Below are 19,128 nucleotides of genomic sequence, written 5' to 3'. Positions count from 1 at the left end.
GCCCGATGGCCGAGACGACCACAACCGCATCCACAGACGACGTGGCCCCCGGCTCACTCATCACCCGCGACGGGCAGATGCAGTGGGCCGGACTGCTGCTGGGCCCCGGCACGCCGTACGAGATCGACCGCGGCGGCCTGACCGGCTGGGAGGACCTGCCCGAGTACGACTCCTCGGACGCCGACCACCCGACCGCGCACGGCGCCTGGCCGGGCGCCCGCTACGCCAAACCCCGCAAGGTCGGTGCCACGGTGTGGACCGTGCCGGCGGGCAGCGGCAGCGACTCCTCGCTCACCGCCACCCGCGCCCTGCGCCAGGCCCTCCTGCTGGGCGACGCCGAGCGCTGGCTGGCCGTGCGGCTGCACGGCGAGACCCTGGCCGTGCGGGCCCGGGTCAGCCAGCGGGTGCTGGCCGCCGACCGGACGTACACCACGCAGGGCGTCTCCCGGGCGTCCGTGCAGTGGTACGCCACCGACCCGCGCCGCTACTCGGTCACCGAGCAGACCGCCGTCACCGGCGCCCCGCAGCCGGAGAGCGGTCTGACCTGGCCGCTGACCTGGCCGCTGTACTGGGGCCAGGCGGCCTCCACCGGTGACGTCAACGCCGAGAACTCCGGCTCCGCGCCCACCCACCCGGTGATCACCTTCACCGGGCCGTGCGGCAATCCGACCGTGACGGACCGCTCCTCGTCCCGCCGGCTGCGCTACCAGATCACGCTCGCCGCCGGCGACGAGCTCACCGTCGACACCGCGGCCGGGACGGTCACCCTCAACGGCACCGCCTCCCGCCGCAACACGGCCGCCGCCGACAGCAGCCCCGAGGAACTGTTCGCCTTCGAGCCGGGCCGCGCCCAGCTGGCGTTCCGCCCCGACACCTACGACACCGGTGCCCGGATGACGGTGCGCTGGCGCGCTGCGGAGTGGTGATCACATGACCGTACGGAGTGCCTGGCTCACCGAGACCGGCCAGACCCGGGAGGACACCCGGGTCACGCTGTCCGGTCTGCTCACCCCGAACGGCACGGTGGCGGAGAACATCCCGCTCAAGTCCCGGGGCGGCATCGTCCCCGGCGGCTTCGCCCTCACCGGCACCACCGGGGCGATGTCCTTCACCGTCGGCCCCGGCCGCGCCTTCGTGCAGGGCGCCCGGATCGGCCAGGGCGCCTACCCGGTGGCCGTGACCGAGCCGGAGACCCTGACGGTGACCGACGGCGACGCCCAGTACGACCGGATCGACCTCGTCGAACTCGTCGTCCGCGACGACGTCCACGACTTCAGCGGCGCCACGGAGGCCGTCGTCCGCCTGGTCACGGGCGTCCCCTCGGCCACCCCCGTGGCGCCGAACACCCCCGACGGCAGCGCCCTGCCGCTCTACCTGATCAAGGTGCCGGTCGGGACGTCGGCCGGTTCCGGCGGCGTGAACTGGACCAGTGCCGTCACCAACCTGCGCTACCCGACGGTGGCGCTCGGCGGGATCGTCCCGGCGAGCGGCTTCAACGGCGCGTACGCCGGCCAGTACCGGGACAACTCGGGCGTCCTGGAGCGCTGGGACGGCACGGCCTGGGTCGCCTACCCCCGGGCCCTCGGCGGCATCGCACCGTCCGGCGCGCTCACCACCGGCAGCCATGTCGGCCAGTACCGCGAGGACGCCGCCGGACTGCTCCAGCGCTGGAACGGCTCGGCCTGGCAGTACGCGGAGGGCCGCACGACCGTGCTGCTCAGCGTCTCGCAGACCACGGCGCAGTCCGTGCCCACCGGCGTGTGGACGCAGATGAGCATGCAGAGCACCGACGTGGACGACGCCGTCGCCTGGTCGGGATCGAACACCTACACGGTGCCCAGGTCCGGCTGGTGGCGGGTGTCGGCCAACATCACCTGGTACACGGAGGCCACCACCGGCAACCGCGGCGCGCGCGTCTACGTCAACGGCGCCGGCGTCCCGCGGGTCACCTGGCTGACCGGCGCGGGTCCGGGCGCGACCAGCATCGGCGGCAGCGGCCTGGTCAAGCTGGCGGCCGGCGACAAGCTCGCCCTCTACGGGCTCCAGCAGTCGGGCTCCACCATCACCACCCTCGGCGGCTCCGGCTACGCCACCAGCCTCACGGCCGAATGGCTCAGGACCTGACGGCCCCTGGCGACCCCTGACGGCCCCTCACCTTCCCCATCGCTTCCGGAGATCACAGGAGACCAGCAGATGAACCTGCGCAGCTCATGGGTGGCCGAGACCGGCCAGACCCGCGAGGACACCCGCCTGACCCTGATCGGCGCGACCACCCCGGCCAACCCGCTGGAGGTCCGCTCCGGCATCCTGCCCGGCTCCTACGACGGCCTCTACCGCCTCGCGGGCTTCTGGCTGGAGGGCAGCGCGGGCACCATGAACGCGACCGTCCACGAGGGCCGCGCCGTCATCCAGGCCGACGGCAACCAGGGCGCCTACCCGGTCACCCTCGCCGAGCCGCTCGCCCTCACCTTCGCCGACGGCCAGGCCCAGGACCGCTACGACATGGTCGTCCTGCGGATCTACGACGACCTGTACGACGACCTCGGCGAGACCAAGGCCGCCGTGGAGATCATCCAGGGTGCCCCGGCCGCCGAGCCGGTGGTGCCCGCGCTGCCGGACATCGTGCTGCCGATCTACCAGGTCCGGGTCCGGGCCGGGATCAGCGCCGGCGCCGGCGGCATCAACTGGAACAACGACGCCGTGGACCTGCGCACGCCCACCGTCGCGGTCGGCGGCATCCTGCCGGTCGTCGGCGACACCGGCAACGGCGCCTACCCCGGCCAGTACCGGGACTCCGGCGGCGCGCTCCAGCGCTGGGACGGCTCGGCCTGGGTGTCGTACCCGAGCGCGCTGGGCGGGATCGCCCCGGCCGGCACGGTCACCGCGGCCAGCTACACCGGCCAGTACCGCGACAGCTCCGGCGGACAGCTCCAGCGCTGGAACGGCTCGACGTGGGTGTCGTACCAGCCGGTGCCGGCCTGGACCGACTACACGCCCAAGTGGGGTGCCGACACCGGCACCGCGCCCGCCATCGGCAACGGCACCCTGGCCGGCTCGTACCTGAAGACGGGCACGGCCGTACACGTCCGGATCTACCTAAAGATCGGTTCGACGACCAACCTGTCGGCCCAGGACGCCAACGGCAACTGGACCTTCTCCCTGCCGGTCGTGCCGGTCTCCACGGCCTGGAAGCTGGACCTCCGGTCGATGCACGCGATCGGGTACGACACCTCCGCGAGCCTGTCCTACCCGGGCAACGGTTCGCTCGGCATCACGAGCGGCGTCGGCCTCGTCCGTCTCCGCGACAGCCGGGCGACCGCCATCGACATCTGGGACAAGGCCTTCCCCTTCACCTGGGCGAGCGGCGACGTGCTGTCGATCCACGGCACCTACGAATCCGCCTCCTGACCCGGCCGTACCCGAAGGGATCGACATGAACGCACGTTCCGCCTGGCTGTCCCCCGACGGCCAGACCCGGGGGGACACCCGGGTCACCCAGGTCGGCGCCGTCACCCCGGTCACCGACGCCAAGGGACGCTCCGGTGTGCTGCCCGGCTCCGAGGGCGGCCAGTACCGGCTCACCGGCCTGTGGCTGGCCGGCACGGCGGGCAGCATGTCCGCCACCATGAGCGTGGGACGGGCGGTGATCCAGTCGACGATCGCCCGCGGCGCCTACCCGGTCGCCGTCACCGAACCGGTCACGCTCACCTTCGCCGACGGCAACGCGCAGTACGGCCGGATCGACCTGGTCGTCCTGCGGGTGTACGACCACGACCACGACGGCCTGGGCCGCTACGAGGCCGTCGTGGAGATCGTCCAGGGCGAGGCGAAGGCCCTGCCCGTGGCGCCCGACGCCCCGGACGCCTCACTGCCGCTGTTCACCGTCGCCGTGGCGGCGGGCCTGAGCGCCGGCACCGGCGGCATCGCCTGGGACACCGCCCGCACCGACCTGCGCCCCACCACCGTCGCCGTCGGCGGCATCCTGCCGACCCGCTCCGACGACACGGCGGCCGGCGGCTACCCCGGCGCCTACCGGGAGGTCGCCGACGTCCTCCAGCGGTGGAACGGCTCGGCCTGGGTGCCGTACCCGAAGGCCGTCGGCGGCATCGCCCCGGCCGGCGCGGTCAGCACCGGCGCCTACACCGGCCAGTACCGGGACTCGTCCACCGGCACGCTGCAACGGTGGAACGGCTCGGTGTGGGCGCCGGCCGTGACGACACCGTGGTTCACCTCGTCCCTCGACGCCGGGTCCACCACGTCCACGACGTACACGGCCGCCCTGGTCGAGACGACGGTCACCGCGCTGACGCTGAACTTCACCGCCCCGAGCACCGGCGCGGTGCTGCTGCACTTCGGCTCCCGCATGTCGACGGCGAGCAGCAGCACCGCCACCGCGTACATGGCCCCGCAGATCACCCAGGGCAGCACGGTGGTCTTCACGGCGAACGACGAGTACGCGGCCTCCTACGGCGGCCCGGTCGCCGGCTCGGTCGCGACCATGTGGCGGCTGTACGGGCTCACACCCGGCACGGTCTACACGATGACCGCCCTGCACCGCTCCAGCGACGCCGCGGTGACCTGCTGGTTCGACAACATCTTCCTGCGCGTCGACCCGGTCAACTGAACCGTCCTCCCGGAAAGGAGTCGACATGCCCGTACGCTCCGGATGGCTGTCCCCCGACGGCCAGTCCCGAGAGGACACCCGGCTCGTCTCGCTCGGTGCCCTCACCCCGACCTCCCCCGTCGCCACCCGCTCCGGCATCCTGCCGGGCTCCTCCGACGGCCAGTACCGCATCTCCGGCTTCACGCTGACCGGCACCACCGGCGCCATGAGCGCGACGGTCAGCCCCGGCCGGGCCGTCGTGCAGAGCACCGACGCCCGGGGCGCCTACCCGGTCGCCCTGACCGAGTACCTGCCCCTCACCTTCAGCGACGGCAACCCGCAGTACGGCCGGATCGACCTGGTCGTCCTGCGGATCTACGACCACGACCACGACGGCGAAGGCCGCTACGAGGCCGCCGTCGAGATCGTCGAGGGCACGGCCGCCGCCCTGCCGACGGTCCCCACCGCGCCCGGCCTCTCCCTCCCGCTGTACGAGGTGCTGGTCCCCGCGGGCACCAGCGCGGGCACCGGCGGCATCCCCTGGACCACGGCACTCACCGGGCGCCGCACGGCCACGGTCTCGGCCGGCGGCATCCTGCCCGTCACCACCGACACCACCAACGGCGCCTACCCCGGCCAGTACCGGGACCTCAACGGCCAGCTCCAGCGCTGGAACGGCACCGCCTGGGCCGACTACCCGGTCCTGCCGACCTGGCAGAGCTGGACGCCGGAGTGGACGACCAGCAGCGGGCTCGCCAAGCCGGCCTTCGGCAACGCCACCGTGAACTGCCGGTACGTGAAGTCCGGCAGGACCGTGCACCTCAACTACGCGATCACCTTCGGCAGCACCACCAATTTCGGCACGAGCCCCGCCACGTCCGACAACTGGCGGTTCTCGCTGCCGGTGCCGGCCGCGGCGGTCCAGTCGGTCATCGGTTTCGCGGAGCTCGGCGTGGACAACGCCAGCCGGGTCGTCTCGCGCGTGCAGCTCGGCACCACGACCACATTCGAACTGGTGATCTCTACGGCGCGGCCCAGCACCACAGCGCTGGCCAACACCGGTGCCGTGGACTCTCTCTCGCCGTGGACCTGGGCGAGCGGGAACTACATCCTCGGCACCGCCACCTACGAGGCCGCCTCATGACGACGATCAACACGCCCTACCGGGCGATCTTCTGCGACCTGCTCACCGACCGCACCATCGACATCCTGCCGCTGCGCGACGTCACCGTCGACGACTACATCGGCAAGGCCGGCTCACTGTCGGGCACGATCCCCGTGCCCGACGCGGAGATGGCCGCCCGGGTCCGCCGCATCGAGGAGGGCCGCACCTCGGTGTACCTCCAGCGCGGCGACGACCTGTGGTGGGGCGGCATCATCTGGACGTCCACCCTCCAGAGCGACGACCGGGGCGTCCTCACCCTCGGCATCCAGGCGGCCACCTTCGAGTCGTACGCGGGGCGCCGCCGCATCCGGACGACCGCCCCCGCCACCACGCTGGATTTCACCGACCAGTACCAGCTGGACATCGTCCGGGGCCTGTGGACCGACCTCCAGACCTCTCTGCCCGGTGGCGGGATCGGCGTCACCTACGGCACCGAGCACTCCACGGTGAAGCGGACGGCCACCTACCGGGACGGCGACGAGACCGTCTACCTGGAGGCGATCGACGCGCTCGCCGCCCTGGAGAACGGCTTCGAACACCACATCGCCGTCTACCGCGACCCGGCCACCGGGGCGCGGGTGCGCCGGCTGCGTCTGGGCAGCCCCCGGATCGAGATCGGCAGCAGCGACCTGGTGATGGACCGGCCGGGCACGATCCTGTCGTACTCCTTCCCCCGCGACGCCACCCGCGGCGGCACCACCGCCCGCACCCGCGGCGCCTCCGTCAACACCAACCAGGCCGCGGAATCCCGGCCGCTGACCTCCGAGGTGGCGGTCGCCACGGACCTGATCGAGAAGGCCGGATACCCGCGCATCGACCTGTCCTCCGACCACAACGACATCACCGACCAGGCCACCCTGAACGCCCTGGCCGGAGCCGAACTGGCCGCGGGCACCGGCGCGGTGGTGATCCCCGAGATCACCGTCCGGCTGGACGACCTGGTGCCGCCGGCGCTGCTGGGCCGCACGGTCCGGATCCGGATCACCGACGAGTGGTGGACCGAAGGCCTCGACGCCCGCTACCGGATCATCGGCGTCAAGGTCAGCCCGGCCCAGCGGGGCCGCCCCGACACCGCCGAGCTCTACCTGGAGGAGGCCGTCTGATGCCCCAGCTCCCCGAAGACATCATCGACCGGCTGACCCAGATGGAACGCCGGATCCAACAGCTCTCGACGGCCGTCAACAACCGGCCGGCGCTCAACAGGATCGCCGGTGACGCGGTCGAGATCACCGACGGCGGCTCCCTGGTCGTACGGCCGCCGGGCAACGGCCCCGCCGTCTTCAGGGTCGGGGCGTGGGGCGGCGACGAGTACGGCATGGCGATCCGGCGCCAGACCGGATCCCTCGTGGCGAGCCTCTACAACGGTGACGGCTTGAGCACCTCGCTCCAGCCCCTGCGGATCTTCGACAACGGCGGCCGGGAGGTCTTCGCCGACGACGTCAACAACGGCGGCCTCGCCCGGCCCTGGCTGCCCATGCTGCCCCCGCAGGACAGCACGGTCACCCGCTGGCCGCAGACCACGGCGACCGCCTACACGACCATCGCGATGTCGTACAACGTCGTCTGGCAGCCGAAGATGCGGCTCCTGGTCCACACGAAGGCCAGCTCCGGCGGCGCCGGCTCCGTGCAGGTCCTCGTCAACGGCAACCCGTGGGGCACCGCCGTCACCGCCGGCTCCAACTTCGACTACATGGGCCTGATCAGCGACGACTTCCCCTCGGTCTGGGGCACCCTGCTCAAGGTCGAGATCCAGGCACTCGCCACGGCCGGAACCGTCTACGCCAACCCCGTGCTCATGTACGGCCGCCAGAGCTGACACCCGAGGAAGGGACCGCACCCATGGACATCGACACCAGCCAGCCCTGGGGCCTCGCGATCGACTTCGCCGGCCGCGCCACCCTCGTCGAGGCGGGCCACACGGTCTACGTCAACGTCACCGACACCAGCCTCAGCGACATCATCGCGCCCGACTCGATCACCGGCACCTACTCCCCCGTCAACGTCTCCGCACAGTTCAGCGAGACCGGAGAGGAGGGCGCCGTCCTGCGCGGCTTCGGCCGCGTCACCGTCATGCCCGTCGGCACGGACCCCGTCGTCCCCGACCAGACGGCCGTCCAGCGGGCGGTCGCCGCGGCACTGGCCGACTTCCAGGCCCACACGGCGGCGTACGTGGCGCTGTGCGCGGCATGGACGCCGGACGACGGCAGCGGGAACGGCAGCGGGGACGGTGACGGCGGCTCGGACACCGGCGGCGAGACCGACCCGACCACGGGCACGGACCCGACCACGGACACAGGCACGGACACCGACACAGGTACCGATACAGGTACCGACAACGCCACCGACACCACCGTCTGACACCCGCCGCCCCCGCTCACCGCACCCCCCCGACCCCGAGCCGCCCCCACCGGCCGGGGTCTTCTCATGCCCGCACCCCTCCGGGAGGCACCGCCCATGGCCAACCCCCTCTCCGCCACCGCCCTCGTGTCCGCGCTGCGGGCCGAGGGCGTCACCGTCGTCGAACACGACGGCTGGCGCACCAACAACCGCAATCACAAGGGCAGTTGGGGCCCGGTCAACGGTGTGGTCGTCCACCACACCGTCACCACCGGCACCAGCTCCACCGTGAGCCTGTGCTTCAACGGCCACGCCGACCTGCCCGGCCCGCTCTGCCACGGCGTGATCGCCAAGGACGGCACCGTCCACCTCGTCGGCAACGGCCGCGCCAACCACGCCGGCGCCGGCGATCCCGACGTCCTCGCCGCGGTCGCCGCGGAGAAGGCGACGCTGCCCGCCCCGAACCAGCGCACCACGGACGGCAACACCCACTTCTACGGCTTCGAGTGCGTCAACCTCGGCGACGGCAAGGACCCGTGGCCGGAGGCGCAGCTGGAGGCGATCGTGCGGGCCTCGGCCGCCCTGTGCCGGGCGCACGGGTGGAGCGCCCGCTCGGTCATCGGCCACAAGGAATGGACCAGCGCCAAGATCGACCCGCGTGGCTTCGCCATGTCCGACCTGCGCTCCCGCATCGCGGCCCGTCTGGCCAAGGCCACCACCACCCCCGCCACCGGCTCGACCTCCGGCTCCGGCTCCGGCTCCGCCAAGCCGACGTACCAGCCCTTCCCGGGCGCCGACTGGTTCAAGAAGAAGCCGAAGTCGGCGATCGTCACCGCGATGGGCAAGCGCCTGGTCGCGGTCGGCTGCTCGGCGTACGCCGAAGGCCCCGGCCCCCAGTGGACCGAGGCCGACCGCGCGTCCTACGCCAAGTGGCAGCGCAAGCTCGGCTACAGCGGGTCCGACGCCGACGGCTGGCCCGGCGCGACGTCCTGGGCCGCGCTGAAGGTCCCGTACAGCTCCTGATCACCGCACCAGAGCGAGGTACCCCCCATGTCAGTGGCCACGAAGCGGGCCCTGCGCACCGTCCTGCAAACCGCCGTCGGCCTGTGCGTCCTGCTGCCGACGGTCGTCGACACCGTGGGCGTCCCCGAGACCCTGCCCTGGGTCGCCGGAGCCCTGGCCGTGGCCGGTGCCGTGACCCGCGTCATGGCCCTGCCGGCCGTACAGGCCCTGCTGCCGTCGTGGCTGCGTACGGAGACCCCGCACAGCGAAAAGAGCGACGTGTGAACGAACCCCTCTCCGACCCGGCCGCGGTCGCCGTGGAGCTGGAGCGGCTGCGCGGCACCGTGGAGGCCGGCTTCGCCCGGGCCGACGGCCAGCTCGCGCTGCTGGTCCAGCGCAGCGACCAGACCGACAAGCAGCTGGCCGACCACGAGCAGCGCCTCGACGCCCTGGAACGCTCCCGCTGGCCGGTCGCCAGCATCGGCGCCCTGGCCGCCATGGCGACGGCGGCCATCGCCGCGTGGGAGCTCACCGGCCGCTAGTACCCGCACGCACACCGAAGGGCGGTCCCCCCGTACATGACGTACGGGGGGACCGCCCTTCGACTCATTCCCGCTTACTGGTTGTACGGACCGTAGTCGTAGTCCTCCAGCGGAACGGCCTGGCCGGAGCCCGTGCCGAACGGCGAGTAGTCGATGTCGTCGTAGCCGACGGCCGAGTACATCGCGGCCTTCGCCTCCTCGGTCGGCTCGACCCGGATGTTGCGGTAGCGGGACAGACCCGTACCGGCCGGGATGAGCTTACCGATGATGACGTTCTCCTTGAGGCCGATCAGGGAGTCGGACTTGGCGTTGATCGCCGCGTCCGTGAGGACCCTGGTCGTCTCCTGGAAGGACGCCGCCGACAGCCAGGACTCCGTGGCCAGCGAGGCCTTGGTGATACCCATGAGCTGCGGACGACCGGAGGCCGGGTGACCGCCCTCCTGCACCACACGACGGTTCTCGGTCTCGAACTTCGAGCGCTCGACCAGCTCGCCGGGCAGCAGCTCGGCGTCGCCGGACTCGATGATCGTCACACGGCGCAGCATCTGCCGGATGATGATCTCGATGTGCTTGTCGTGGATCGACACACCCTGCGAGTTGTACACCCGCTGGACCTCGCCGACCAGGTGGACCTGGACGGCACGCTGGCCCAGGATGCGCAGCACGTCGTGCGGGTTCTGGGTACCCACGGTGAGCTGCTGGCCCACCTCGACGTGCTCGCCCTCCTCGACCTTCAGACGGGCACGCTTCGAGATCGGGTACGCCGTCTCGTCGCTGCCGTCGTCCGGCGTGATGACGATCTTCTTGGTCTTCTCGGTCTCCTCGATCCGCACGCGGCCGGAGGCCTCGGAGATCGGGGCGACACCCTTCGGGGTACGGGCCTCGAAGAGCTCGACGACACGCGGCAGACCCTGGGTGATGTCGTCACCGGCCACACCACCGGTGTGGAAGGTACGCATCGTCAGCTGGGTACCGGGCTCACCGATGGACTGGGCGGCGATGATGCCGACCGCCTCACCGATGTCGACCAGCTTGCCGGTGGCCAGCGAGCGGCCGTAGCACATGGCGCAGGTGCCGACGGCGGACTCGCAGGTCAGGACCGAGCGGGTCTTGACCGTCTCCACGCCGTGCTTGACCAGCTCGTCGATGAGCACGTCGCCGAGGTCGGTGCCGGCCGGGGCCAGCACCTTGCCGTCGACCACGATGTCCTCGGCGAGGCAGCGCGCGTACACGGACGTCTCGACGTTGCCCGTCTTGCGCAGCACACCGTCGTCGCCGCGCTCGGCGATCGCCAGCTTGAGGCCGCGCTCGGTGCCGCAGTCCTCCTCGCGGATGATGACGTCCTGGGAGACGTCGACCAGACGACGGGTGAGGTAACCCGAGTCGGCGGTCCGCAGCGCGGTGTCCGCCAGACCCTTACGGGCACCGTGCGTGGAGATGAAGTACTCCAGCACGGACAGACCCTCACGGAACGACGCCTTGATCGGACGCGGGATCGTCTCGTTCTTCGCGTTCGACACCAGACCACGCATACCGGCGATCTGACGCATCTGCATCATGTTGCCTCGTGCACCCGAGTTCACCATCATGAAGATCGGGTTGGTCTTCGGGAAGTTGTCGTTCATCGCCTCGGCGACCTCGTTGGTCGCCTTGGTCCAGATCGCGATGAGCTCCTGCGTGCGCTCGTCCTTGGTGATCAGACCGCGCTCGTACTGCTTCTGGACCTTCTCGTCCTGCGCCTCGTAGCCGCGGACGATCTCCTTCTTCGCCTCGGGGACGACGACGTCGGAGATGGCGACGGTCACACCGGAGCGGGTGGCCCAGAAGAAGCCGGACGCCTTCAGGTTGTCGAGCGTCGCCGCCACGATGACCTTGGGGTAGCGCTCGGCGAGGTCGTTGACGATCTCGGAGAGCTGCTTCTTGCCGACCTCGTAGTCGACGAACGGGTAGTCCTCGGGGAGCAGCTCGTTGAAGAGCGCACGGCCCAGCGTGGTCTTCAGCCGGAAGCTGTCACCCTGCTGCCACTCGCCCTCGCCGACCTGCTCGTCGCCTTCCTCCGGCGCCGGCGGGGTCCAGCCGCGCGGCGGGATGGTGCCGACCGGGAAGCGGATGTCGATCTTCGACTGGAGCGAGAGCTCGCCCGCGTCGAAGGCCATGATCGCCTCGGCGACGGAGGAGAAGGAGCGGTCCTCGCCCTTGACGTCCCGCATCTCGCCGTCGGTGGTGAGGAAGAACAGACCGAGGACCATGTCCTGGGTCGGCATCGTCACCGGCCGGCCGTCGGCGGGCTTGAGGATGTTGTTCGAGGACAGCATCAGGATGCGGGCCTCGGCCTGCGCCTCCGCGGACAGCGGCAGGTGCACGGCCATCTGGTCACCGTCGAAGTCCGCGTTGAACGCGGTGCAGACGAGCGGGTGGATCTGGATGGCCTTGCCCTCGACCAGCTGCGGCTCGAAGGCCTGGATGCCGAGGCGGTGCAGGGTGGGAGCGCGGTTCAGCAGAACCGGGTGCTCCGCGATGACCTCTTCCAGCACGTCGTACACGACCGTGCGGCCGCGCTCGACCATGCGCTTGGCGCTCTTGATGTTCTGCGCGTGGTTCAGGTCGACCAGGCGCTTCATCACGAACGGCTTGAAGAGCTCCAGCGCCATCGCCTTGGGCAGACCGCACTGGTGCAGCTTCAGCTGCGGGCCGACGACGATCACGGAACGCGCCGAGTAGTCGACTCGCTTGCCGAGCAGGTTCTGACGGAAACGACCCTGCTTGCCCTTCAGCATGTCGCTGAGGGACTTCAGCGGGCGGTTGCCGGGGCCGGTGACCGGACGGCCACGACGGCCGTTGTCGAACAGCGCGTCGACGGCCTCCTGGAGCATGCGCTTCTCGTTGTTCACGATGATCTCGGGCGCGCCGAGGTCGAGAAGCCGCTTCAGGCGGTTGTTCCGGTTGATGACACGGCGGTACAGGTCGTTCAGGTCGGAGGTCGCGAAGCGGCCACCGTCCAGCTGCACCATCGGACGCAGGTCCGGCGGGATGACCGGCACGCAGTCGAGCACCATGCCCTTGGGGCTGTTGCTGGTCTGGAGGAACGCGGAGACGACCTTGAGGCGCTTGAGCGCACGGGTCTTCTTCTGGCCCTTGCCGGTGCGGATGATCTCGCGGAGGCGCTCGGCCTCCTCGTCGAGGTCGAAGGACTCCAGGCGCTTCTGGAGCGCCGCGGCACCCATCGAGCCGTCGAAGTACGTGCCGAAGCGGTCGCGCAGCTCGCGGTAGAGCAGCTCGTCGCCCTCCAGGTCCTGGACCTTGAGGTTCTTGAAGCGGGTCCACACCTCGTCGAGACGGTCGATCTCGCGCTGGGCGCGGTCGCGCAGCTGCTTCATCTCGCGCTCGGCGCCTTCGCGCACCTTGCGGCGCACATCGGCCTTGGCGCCCTCGGCCTCGAGCTCGGCCAGGTCGGTCTCGAGCTTCTTGGCGCGGGCCTCCAGGTCGGCGTCCCGGCGGTTCTCGATCTGCTGCCGCTCGACGGAGACATGCGCCTCCAGGGAGGGCAGGTCACGCGTACGGCGCTCCTCGTCGACGTACGTGATCATGTACGCCGCGAAGTAGATGACCTTCTCCAGGTCCTTCGGGGCGAGGTCGAGCAGGTAGCCCAGCCGCGACGGAACGCCCTTGAAGTACCAGATGTGCGTGACGGGAGCGGCCAGCTCGATGTGACCCATCCGCTCACGGCGCACCTTGGCGCGGGTCACCTCGACGCCGCAGCGCTCACAGATGATGCCCTTGAAGCGGACGCGCTTGTACTTGCCGCAGTAGCACTCCCAGTCCCGGGTCGGACCGAAGATCTTCTCGCAGAAGAGTCCGTCCTTTTCCGGCTTGAGGGTGCGGTAGTTGATGGTCTCGGGCTTCTTGACCTCACCGTGGCTCCACTGACGGATGTCGTCAGCGGTGGCCAGGCCGATCCGGAGCTCGTCGAAGAAGTTGACGTCGAGCACTATGCGTCAATCCCTCTCAGGGTTGTAAGTCTGTGGTCTGAAACGGGGGTCGCGGGATCGGTGGGGCCTCCGCGGAGGCCCCACCGAACTCCCGTCAGACCTCTTCGACGCTGCTCGGCTCGCGCCGGGACAGGTCGATGCCGAGCTCCTCCGCAGCGCGGAAGACGTCCTCGTCGGTGTCACGCATCTCGATGGACATACCGTCGCTGGACAGCACCTCCACGTTCAGGCAAAGGGACTGCATCTCCTTGATGAGCACCTTGAAGGACTCGGGGATGCCGGGCTCGGGGATGTTCTCGCCCTTGACGATGGCCTCGTAGACCTTCACGCGGCCGGTGACGTCGTCGGACTTGATGGTCAGCAGCTCCTGGAGGGCGTACGCGGCGCCGTAGGCCTCGAGGGCCCACACCTCCATCTCGCCGAAGCGCTGGCCACCGAACTGAGCCTTACCACCCAGCGGCTGCTGGGTGATCATCGAGTACGGACCGGTCGAGCGGGCGTGCAGCTTGTCGTCGACCAGGTGGTGCAGCTTGAGGATGTACATGTACCCGATGGAGATCGGGTCCGGGAACGGCTCGCCGGAGCGGCCGTCGAACAGCCTCGCCTTACCGGTCGGCTGCACCATGCGCTCGCCGTCGCGGTTCGGGATGGTGTGCTGGAGCAGACCCGCGAGCTCGTCCTCACGGGCGCCGTCGAACACCGGGGTGGCGACGTTGGTGCCCGGGGCGACCTGGTCGGCGCCGATGACCTGGAGGCGCTGCGCCCAGTCGTCGGCGAGACCGGAGACGTCCCAGCCGCGGCTGGCGAGCCAGCCGAGGTGGATCTCCAGGACCTGTCCCGGGTTCATTCGGGACGGGACGCCGAGCGGGTTGAGGATGATGTCGACCGGGGTCCCGTCCTCGAGGAACGGCATGTCCTCGATGGGCAGGATCTTGGAGATGACACCCTTGTTGCCGTGGCGGCCGGCGAGCTTGTCACCGTCGGTGATCTTGCGCTTCTGCGCGACGTAGACGCGGACCAGCTGGTTCACGCCCGGCGGCAGCTCGTCGCCCTCCTCGCGGTCGAAGACGCGGACGCCGATGACCTTGCCGATCTCGCCGTGCGGCACCTTCAGCGAGGTGTCACGGACCTCACGGGCCTTCTCACCGAAGATGGCGCGCAGCAGGCGCTCCTCCGGGGTCAGCTCGGTCTCGCCCTTGGGCGTGACCTTGCCGACCAGGATGTCGCCGGCGACGACCTCGGCACCGATGCGGATGATGCCGCGCTCGTCGAGGTCGGCGAGGACCTCCTCGGAGACGTTCGGGATGTCCCGGGTGATCTCCTCGGGGCCGAGCTTGGTGTCACGGGCGTCGACCTCGTGCTCCTCGATGTGGATCGAGGAGAGGACGTCGTCCTGCACGAGGCGCTGCGACAGGATGATCGCGTCCTCGTAGTTGTGACCCTCCCACGGCATGAACGCCACGAGCAGGTTCTTGCCCAGCGCCATCTCGCCGTTCTCGGTGGCCGGACCGTCGGCCAGGACCTGGCCCTCGATGATCCGGTCGCCCTCGTTGACGATGACCTTCTGGTTGACCGAGGTGCCCTGGTTGGAGCGGGCGAACTTGGCCAGGCGGTACGTGATGTACGTGCCGTCGTCGTTGGCGGTGGTGATGTAGTCCGCGGAGACCTCCTGGACCACACCCGCCTTCTCGGCCTTGACCACGTCGCCGGCGTCGACGGCGGAGCGGTACTCCATGCCGGTGCCGACGAGCGGCGACTCGCTCTTGATGAGCGGGACGGCCTGTCGCATCATGTTCGCGCCCATGAGGGCACGGTTGGCGTCGTCGTGCTCGAGGAACGGGATCATGGCGGTCGCGACCGACACCATCTGGCGCGGCGAGACGTCCATGTAGTCCACGTCGTCACCGGCGACGTAGTCGACCTCGCCGCCACGGCGGCGGACCAGGACGCGGTTCTCGGCGAACCGCATGTCCTCGTTCAGGCCGGCGTTGGCCTGCGCGATGACGAAGCGGTCCTCCTCGTCGGCGGTCAGGTAGTCCACCTCGTCGGTGACCTGGCCTTCGACGACCTTGCGGTACGGGGTCTCGACGAAACCGAACGCGTTGACCCGGCCGTAGGAGGCGAGCGAGCCGATCAGACCGATGTTCGGGCCTTCGGGCGTCTCGATCGGACACATACGGCCGTAGTGCGAGGGGTGCACGTCGCGGACCTCGAAGCCGGCCCGCTCACGGGAGAGACCACCCGGGCCGAGGGCCGACAGGCGGCGCTTGTGGGTGAGACCCGACAGCGGGTTGTTCTGGTCCATGAACTGCGACAGCTGGCTGGTGCCGAAGAACTCCTTGATGGAGGCGACGACCGGCCGGATGTTGATCAGCGTCTGCGGCGTGATCGCCTCGACGTCCTGGGTCGTCATGCGCTCGCGCACGACGCGCTCCATACGCGCCAGACCCGTACGGACCTGGTTCTGGATGAGCTCGCCGACGCTGCGCAGACGACGGTTGCCGAAGTGGTCGATGTCGTCGGTCTCGACGACGATCGCGTCGCCGCTGTCGCCGACCGTCTCGGTCTCCCCGGCGTGCAGCTTCACCAGGTACTTGATCGTCGAGATGATGTCCTCGACGGTCAGGATGCCCGCGTCGAGCGGGGCGTCCGCACCCAGCTTCTTGTTGACCTTGTAGCGGCCGACCTTGGCCAGGTCGTAGCGCTTGGGGTTGAAGTAGAGGTTCTCGAGCAGCGTCTGCGCGGCCTCACGCGTGGGGGGCTCGCCCGGACGCAGCTTGCGGTAGATGTCGAGCAGCGCGTCGTCCTGGCCCTGGGTGTGGTCCTTCTCCAGGGTGGCGCGCATGGACTCGTACTCGCCGAACTCCTCGAGGATCTGCTCGGTGGTCCAGCCGAGCGCCTTGAGCAGGACGGTCACCGACTGCTTGCGCTTGCGGTCGATACGGACGCCGACCATGTCACGCTTGTCGATCTCCATCTCCAGCCAGGCACCCCGGGACGGGATGATCTTGGCGGAGAAGATGTCCTTGTCGGACGTCTTGTCGATGGAGGAGTCGAAGTAGACACCCGGCGAACGAACCAGCTGCGACACGACGACACGCTCGGTGCCGTTGATGACGAAGGTGCCCTTGTTGGTCATGAGCGGGAAGTCGCCCATGAAGACCGTCTGGGACTTGATCTCGCCGGTCTCGTTGTTGGTGAACTCGGCCGTCACGAAGAGCGGGGCCGCGTACGTGAAGTCACGGTCCTTGCACTCGTCGATGCTGTTCTTCGGCGGCTCGAAACGGTGGTCGCGGAAGGTCAGCGACATCGACCCGGAGAAGTCCTCGATCGGGGAGATCTCCTCGAAGATCTCCTCGAGGCCGGACTTGGTGGGGACGTCCTGACCGTTCTCCAGAGCCTCCTCGACGCGAGCCTGCCACGCGGTGTTGCCGAGCAGCCAGTCGAAGCTCTCGGTTTGCAGCGCGAGGAGGTTCGGAACCTCGAGGGGCTCCTTGATCTTTGCAAAGGAGATGCGCAGCGGGGCGGTGCTGGCAGCGTTGTTCGTATTCGCGGTCGAGGCGTTGCGCGAGGCGGCCAAGAGGGGGTCCTTCCGAGGGCTCGGACTCACTACGCGCGTACCGGCCCCTCTCCCTCCCAAGGAGACAGAGATCCCAGGTCAGGGATGTTCCATCATCGATGCTGGGGTGAGGGCATGCCCCTGGTGACGGGCAGGGGACAGCTAACAGGCAGCGCAAAGGGTCAGTGTAGCCACTTGGCACACTGATGTCCAGTGCGGGTTTCGCAAGACCCTCGTTGCTCTCAACGCCCTCGGTCCGGTTGCCCTCAACGCACGTTGATACTGCCCTCTTCGTCGTCGATCCATGCCTCGGATTCGGATCCTTGTGACGACGCGTCCTGAGAATTGCGCGCTGCGTGCGGTTCGTCAAGGCCCCCTTGCCCGAACGGGGGTTCCCGGAGACACGACGAAGATCACCATACCCCCCGTGCGCGCGGGTGCAAGGCAACCGTGGCCGCGCTTCCGGGAACGCCGAAGAGCGACCACCCGGATGGATGATCGCTCTTCGGTGCGTGGGCGTTACAGCCCCTCGGGGGCCGTTGTCGCCGTCGCTGCGGCCGTCACCGGCCGCGGGGTGTTACTTGACCTCGACGGAGGCGCCGGCGCCCTTGAGGGACTCGGCGGCCTTCTCGGCGGCGTCCTTGGCGACCTTCTCGAGAACGGGCTTCGGAGCGCCGTCCACGAGGTCCTTGGCCTCCTTCAGACCCAGGGAGGTCAGCTCACGCACGACCTTGATGACCTGGATCTTCTTGTCGCCCGCACCGGTGAGGATGACGTCGAACTCGTCCTTCTCCTCCTCGGCCTCGGCGGCGGCGGCCGGACCGGCCGGACCGGCGACGGCGACCGCGGCGGCGGCGGTGACGTCGAACTTCTCCTCGAACGCCTTCACGAACTCGGAGAGCTGGATGAGGGTCATGCCCTCGAACTCGGCGAGCAGTTCGTCCTGGGTGAGAGCCATGGTGGCTTCCTTCCAAATCAATTCGGCTGGTGCCGGATGTACATGTCTGGCGGGCGTGCGCCTTACGGCGACTGCGTAGACGTGCGGCCCGCTACGACCACTTCCTGGGGCGGGCTGCCTCAGGCCGCGGTCATTTCGCGAGCCGAGTTACTCGGCACCGCCCTGCTCGGCCTGCTTGGCACGGAGCGCGTCCACGGTGCGGACGAGCTTCGACGGGAGCGCCTGGAAGACCTGAGCAGCCTGAGTCTGCTTGCCCTTGAAGGCGCCCGCCAGCTTGGCGAGCAGAACCTCGCGGGACTCGAGGTCCGCGAGCTTCTTGATCTCGTCGGCGGACAGCGCCTTGCCGTCAAGGACACCGCCCTTGATGACGAGGTTCGGGTTGTCCTTGGCGAAGTCACGAAGACCCTTCGCCGACTCCACCGGGTCACCGGTGACGAAGGCGACCGCCGTCGGACCGTTGAACAGGTCGTCGAGCGTCGAGATCCCGGCCTCGTTGGCCGCAATCTTGGTCAGCGTGTTCTTCACCACGGCGTACTGGGCGTTCTCACCGAGCGAACGGCGCAGCGTCTTGAGCTGCGCCACGGTGAGACCCCGGTACTCGGTCAGCACGGCGGCGTTCGAGCTGCGGAACTGCTCCGCGAGCTCGGCTACCGCGGCAGCCTTGTCGGGCCTTGCCATGAGCGTCGGCCTCCTTCCGGGTGATGACGACCGCTCGGAAGGGGCCGGGACAGACGAAACGCCCCGGCGCAGGCGCACGGGGCGTAGCTCGACCAAACGAAATCCATGGCGCGGAGTCCGTCCGGGAGCACTTCCACAGTCACCTGCGCGGGTCGCCCGCATGTCAGCGGATCCTTCGGCCACCGCGTCCTCTTCCGAGAGCACGGCAACGACCAGCGGTCTTTGGCTTCGTCAGGAGCGTACGGGAACGGGGCGCTGTCAAGCAAATCCGCCCGTACGGGGCTCCCCGCCGGGG

The 19,128-nt window shown here is 69.6% G+C and carries 15 protein-coding genes; 11 read left to right on the top strand and 4 right to left on the bottom strand.

Going from position 1 to position 19,128, the window contains the following annotated elements:
• Positions 1-5: 5 nt before the first annotated feature.
• The 11 genes from ACFYWQ_RS05985 (at position 6) to ACFYWQ_RS05935 (ending at position 9,649) form a co-directional block, all read left to right on the top strand.
• On the top strand, positions 6-926 hold the full coding sequence (locus ACFYWQ_RS05985; RefSeq protein WP_389513254.1) for a phage distal tail protein: 921 nt from the start codon (positions 6-8) through the stop codon (positions 924-926).
• A 4-nt stretch (positions 927-930) separates the two neighbouring features.
• Positions 931-2,124 carry a hypothetical protein gene (locus ACFYWQ_RS05980; protein ID WP_389513253.1) on the top strand — a complete coding sequence of 398 codons (1,194 nt, stop codon included), beginning with the start codon at positions 931-933 and terminating at the stop codon, positions 2,122-2,124.
• A gap of 69 nt (positions 2,125-2,193) precedes the next feature.
• Positions 2,194-3,408, top strand: a complete 1,215-nt coding sequence (locus ACFYWQ_RS05975; RefSeq protein ID WP_389513251.1) for a hypothetical protein — start codon at positions 2,194-2,196, stop codon at positions 3,406-3,408.
• A 25-nt stretch (positions 3,409-3,433) separates the two neighbouring features.
• On the top strand, positions 3,434-4,624 hold the full coding sequence (locus ACFYWQ_RS05970) for a hypothetical protein (protein ID WP_389513249.1): 1,191 nt from the start codon (positions 3,434-3,436) through the stop codon (positions 4,622-4,624).
• Positions 4,625-4,649: 25 nt separating this feature from the next.
• Complete coding sequence (locus ACFYWQ_RS05965) at positions 4,650-5,747, top strand: hypothetical protein (protein ID WP_389513247.1); 1,098 nt, start codon at positions 4,650-4,652, stop codon at positions 5,745-5,747.
• On the top strand, positions 5,744-6,871 hold the full coding sequence (locus ACFYWQ_RS05960) for a hypothetical protein (protein ID WP_389513245.1): 1,128 nt from the start codon (positions 5,744-5,746) through the stop codon (positions 6,869-6,871). The genes ACFYWQ_RS05965 and ACFYWQ_RS05960 overlap by 4 nt, the downstream gene beginning before the upstream one ends.
• Complete coding sequence (locus tag ACFYWQ_RS05955; RefSeq protein WP_389513243.1) at positions 6,871-7,584, top strand: hypothetical protein; 714 nt, start codon at positions 6,871-6,873, stop codon at positions 7,582-7,584. Before ACFYWQ_RS05960 ends, ACFYWQ_RS05955 begins: the two co-directional genes overlap by 1 nt.
• A 23-nt stretch (positions 7,585-7,607) precedes the next feature.
• Entirely contained in the window at positions 7,608-8,126 is a 519-nt protein-coding gene (locus tag ACFYWQ_RS05950; protein ID WP_389513242.1) for a hypothetical protein, read from the top strand.
• A 96-nt stretch (positions 8,127-8,222) separates the two neighbouring features.
• Positions 8,223-9,128, top strand: a complete 906-nt coding sequence (locus ACFYWQ_RS05945; RefSeq protein WP_389514350.1) for a peptidoglycan-binding protein — start codon at positions 8,223-8,225, stop codon at positions 9,126-9,128.
• A gap of 27 nt (positions 9,129-9,155) precedes the next feature.
• Positions 9,156-9,392 carry a hypothetical protein gene (locus ACFYWQ_RS05940; RefSeq protein WP_385066614.1) on the top strand — a complete coding sequence of 79 codons (237 nt, stop codon included), beginning with the start codon at positions 9,156-9,158 and terminating at the stop codon, positions 9,390-9,392.
• Positions 9,389-9,649, top strand: a complete 261-nt coding sequence (locus tag ACFYWQ_RS05935) for a hypothetical protein (RefSeq protein ID WP_389513240.1) — start codon at positions 9,389-9,391, stop codon at positions 9,647-9,649. The genes ACFYWQ_RS05940 and ACFYWQ_RS05935 overlap by 4 nt, the downstream gene beginning before the upstream one ends.
• 74 nt (positions 9,650-9,723) lie before the next feature.
• Here ACFYWQ_RS05935 and ACFYWQ_RS05930 read toward each other — a convergent pair whose 3' ends face one another.
• The 4 genes from ACFYWQ_RS05930 to rplJ form a co-directional block, all read right to left on the bottom strand.
• Entirely contained in the window at positions 9,724-13,638 is a 3,915-nt protein-coding gene (locus ACFYWQ_RS05930) for a DNA-directed RNA polymerase subunit beta' (RefSeq protein WP_389513238.1), read from the bottom strand.
• Positions 13,639-13,732: 94 nt separating this feature from the next.
• Positions 13,733-17,218, bottom strand: a complete 3,486-nt coding sequence (rpoB, locus tag ACFYWQ_RS05925; RefSeq protein WP_385066606.1) for a DNA-directed RNA polymerase subunit beta — start codon at positions 17,216-17,218, stop codon at positions 13,733-13,735.
• 556 nt (positions 17,219-17,774) lie between these two features.
• Positions 17,775-18,155: a 50S ribosomal protein L7/L12 gene (gene rplL, locus ACFYWQ_RS05920; protein ID WP_389513236.1), complete on the bottom strand. Its 381-nt coding sequence runs from the start codon at positions 18,153-18,155 to the stop codon at positions 17,775-17,777.
• A 147-nt stretch (positions 18,156-18,302) separates the two neighbouring features.
• Positions 18,303-18,833 carry a 50S ribosomal protein L10 gene (rplJ, locus tag ACFYWQ_RS05915; RefSeq protein WP_037680489.1) on the bottom strand — a complete coding sequence of 177 codons (531 nt, stop codon included), beginning with the start codon at positions 18,831-18,833 and terminating at the stop codon, positions 18,303-18,305.
• Positions 18,834-19,128: the final 295 nt, after the last annotated feature.

This window comes from Streptomyces sp. NPDC003247 (assembly GCF_042888135.1).
Lineage (GTDB): Bacteria > Actinomycetota > Actinomycetes > Streptomycetales > Streptomycetaceae > Streptomyces.
The sequence above is the reverse complement of the archived record's forward strand: the minus strand, read 5'-3'. Positions and strand labels throughout refer to the sequence as shown.